Annotated in this window: 3 protein-coding genes; 1 reads left to right on the forward strand and 2 read right to left on the reverse strand. The window is 28.1% G+C overall.

What is annotated here, in order from left to right; translation table 11 throughout:
* Positions 1 to 53: 53 nt before the first annotated feature.
* Positions 54 to 371, reverse strand: coding sequence for an MTH1187 family thiamine-binding protein (locus tag Q0138_RS06660; protein WP_297982364.1), 318 nt, complete (start codon positions 369 to 371; stop codon positions 54 to 56).
* A 252-nt stretch (positions 372 to 623) separates the two neighbouring features.
* Here Q0138_RS06660 and Q0138_RS06665 point away from each other — a divergent pair, with 252 nt between their 5' ends.
* Entirely contained in the window at positions 624 to 1,478 is an 855-nt protein-coding gene (locus Q0138_RS06665; protein ID WP_297982367.1) for a TIGR00269 family protein, read from the forward strand.
* 229 nt (positions 1,479 to 1,707) lie between these two features.
* Here the strand turns inward: Q0138_RS06665 and Q0138_RS06670 are convergent, their stop codons facing one another.
* Positions 1,708 to 2,649 (reverse strand): calcium/sodium antiporter, encoded by a 942-nt coding sequence (locus tag Q0138_RS06670; protein WP_297982370.1) that lies wholly within the window; start codon positions 2,647 to 2,649, stop codon positions 1,708 to 1,710.
* Positions 2,650 to 2,784 lie beyond the last annotated feature (135 nt).

Genomic DNA, 2,784 nt, shown 5'->3' on the forward strand with positions numbered 1-2,784 from the left:
TTAATTTTAATTTTAATTTTAATTTTAATTTTAATTTTAATTTTAATTTTAATTTAATCCTTGTTTTTGCTAAGCCTATCTTCAACACTTTTTATTTTAGCTTCTAGGCTTCTATTTTTCTTGTCTCTACGTTCATCTATTTTTAAAACAGCATAAACTCTTTGAGATCCCATTTCAAAGATTGCTTCTTGGGCTTCAAAACATACTTCATAGAGTTTTTTTAAGTCATCTGTTTCTATTTGAGTTCCCATAGCAGTTATTTGATAATTTAAACCTGATTTGTCTATTATTTCTACTGCCTTTGCAACATAATCTCCTATATTTGTTCCTTCAATGCCAAGGGGCATTATACAAAAATCCGCTGTTATCATAGTTATATTTTTTATACTTGATTTAATATAAAATTAATAGAATAGAAAAAAATATTTTTAGAATATCTAAGATTATTAGAATAGAAAAAATTATTTTTTATATCTGAAATATTAGAATAGAGAAAATTATTTTTAGAAATCTAATATTTATGAAATAGAAAAATATTGATTTTTATATTTTTTTTGTTTATTTTTTATTTTTTATTTTAATTTATTTGTTTATTAATTATTAATTAATTTTAAAGTGATTTTATGGCAATTCAGAAAGAGGAATTTAATAGAAAGATATTTTCAAGGATTAATAATTTAATAGATGATTATAATCTTATTAATGAAGGTGAAAAAATAGCTATTGCTCTTTCTGGTGGAAAAGACAGTGTCTTAACACTTCATGCACTTAAGAATTATTGGGAAAATGCTGATTTTGATTTTGAATTGGTTGCTATTTCCGTTGATGAGGGAATTGAAGGATATCGTCAGCATGGAATTGACTCTGCAGTCAACAATGCTAAATTATGTGATGTGCCACTTATTCAAAAGTCCTTTTTAGAGGAGGAATCCTTTGCATTGGATGATATTTATTCCTATTTTAAAAGTGCCTGTATTCCCTGCGGTGTCTTTAGACGTAATATTTTAAATAAGACTGCCTATGAAATTGGTGCTGATAAAATAGCAACTGGACATAATCTTGATGATGAGATACAATCATTTTTAATGAGTTTTTCCAGAGGAGAAACTGTTAAATTCTCTAAATTTGGTCCTGAACTTAATCAGATTCACGAAAAGCTGGTTCCTAGAATTAAGCCATTGTGGAACACTCCTGAAAAAGAGGTTGGTACATGGGCTATTTTAAATGAAATTGACATTCATTTGGCAGAGTGTCCTTATTCTAATTTGTCCCTTAGGGCAAAAATCAAGGAATTCTTGAATAATACTGAATCCAAACATCCTGGAACAAAGGAAAATGTAATGAACTCTTTTATGCAAATATTGGATGTAAAAAATGTTAGAACAACTTTAAATGAATGTGAAAGATGTGGAGAACCTACATCTGGAAGAGTATGTAAGGCTTGTGAGATTAAAGATATCGTAAATGAGAATCTTTAAGGTTTTAAATAAGGCAATTTTGTTTAAATTTTAAATTCTGAATAGGGGTTTAAATAAGTTAAAATAAGTTAAAATAAGTTAAAATAAGTTAAAATAAGTTAAAATAAGTTAAGTTAAATCAGTTTTATTAAGTTAAAATAAGCTTAAATTTATTTAAATTTTAAATTTTATTTTTAAAAAAAGAAAAAAGAAATTAAATTAATAAAATTATTAAAATTAATAAAATTAATTAATTTCTAATTATGGCAAATGCCATGTATGCTATGAATAAAAGAACTAATACAAGTCCTTCTTTTTTATCCACTTCACTCTTGGTATAGGTAAACCATGCACCTATGATTGTTACAAGTGTCATTAGGAATATGTCAAATACCATGTCTGGAGCTATTGGCATAGGTGTAATTGCACTGCTTATTCCTAAAATGAATAATATGTTAAAAATACAAGATCCAAGTACATTACCTACTACAATACCATTGTTATTCTTTTTAAGAGCTGTAATTGAAGTTACAAGTTCTGGCAAGGATGTACCTAATGCAACTATTGTAAGTCCAATCAATGTATCGCTCATTCCAAAGGTGCCTGCAATGAAACTTGCACTGTCCACTACCAAATCAGATCCGATTATGATTGCAACCATACCGATTATTATGTAAATGATTGCTTTTGGAATGCTAAGGCTTGCAATGACTTCTTCACTCATAGCTTCCTTATCCTCTTTTGCTTTTATAACAAGATAATAGACATAAGCTATGATGATTATTAGGAAAAATATTCCGCATATTTGACTTATTTCTCCAAATAGGTATGCTATTATTAATAAGAATATTGTGGATATGACTAAAAATGGAAAATCTCTTTTGATTAAAACCTTGTCAACGGTTAAGGTTCCAAGAAGTGCGGAAACACCTATTACTCCTAGAATATTGAAGATATTACTTCCTACAACATTACCTAATGAGATTGCATTGCTTCCTGCAAGGGATGCTGTAATTGAAACTGCAGCTTCTGGTGCGCTTGTACCGAATGCTACAATGGTAAGCCCTACAATGATTGAAGGAATCTTATAGTTGTATGCAACATTACTTGCACCATCCACAAAGACATCAGCTCCCTTAATCAAGAGAACAAATCCTATAATGAGCAATATGATATTAATTAGTAATTCCATTATCTCACCTTGATTTTATTTCTAGGGTTATTTATTATTTGTTAGATTTTCCCCCAGAAATTTATTCATTTTAATTTTCATTCATCTGTTTTGTCTTCGGATGATTTTTTCTTATTTTTAATTTTTTATTCATCT

The sequence above is a fragment of the uncultured Methanobrevibacter sp. genome (assembly GCF_937906425.1).
Lineage (GTDB): Archaea > Methanobacteriota > Methanobacteria > Methanobacteriales > Methanobacteriaceae > Methanobrevibacter.

Bases quoted from the DNA above. Each gene is read 5' to 3' on its own strand.
- Q0138_RS06660 (WP_297982364.1), bottom strand. From the start codon at position 371: ATGATAACAGCGGATTTTTGTATAATGCCCCTTGGCATTGAAGGAACA.
- Q0138_RS06670 (WP_297982370.1), bottom strand. From the start codon at position 2,649: ATGGAATTACTAATTAATATCATATTGCTCATTATAGGATTTGTTCTC.
- Q0138_RS06665 (WP_297982367.1), top strand. From the start codon at position 624: ATGGCAATTCAGAAAGAGGAATTTAATAGAAAGATATTTTCAAGGATT.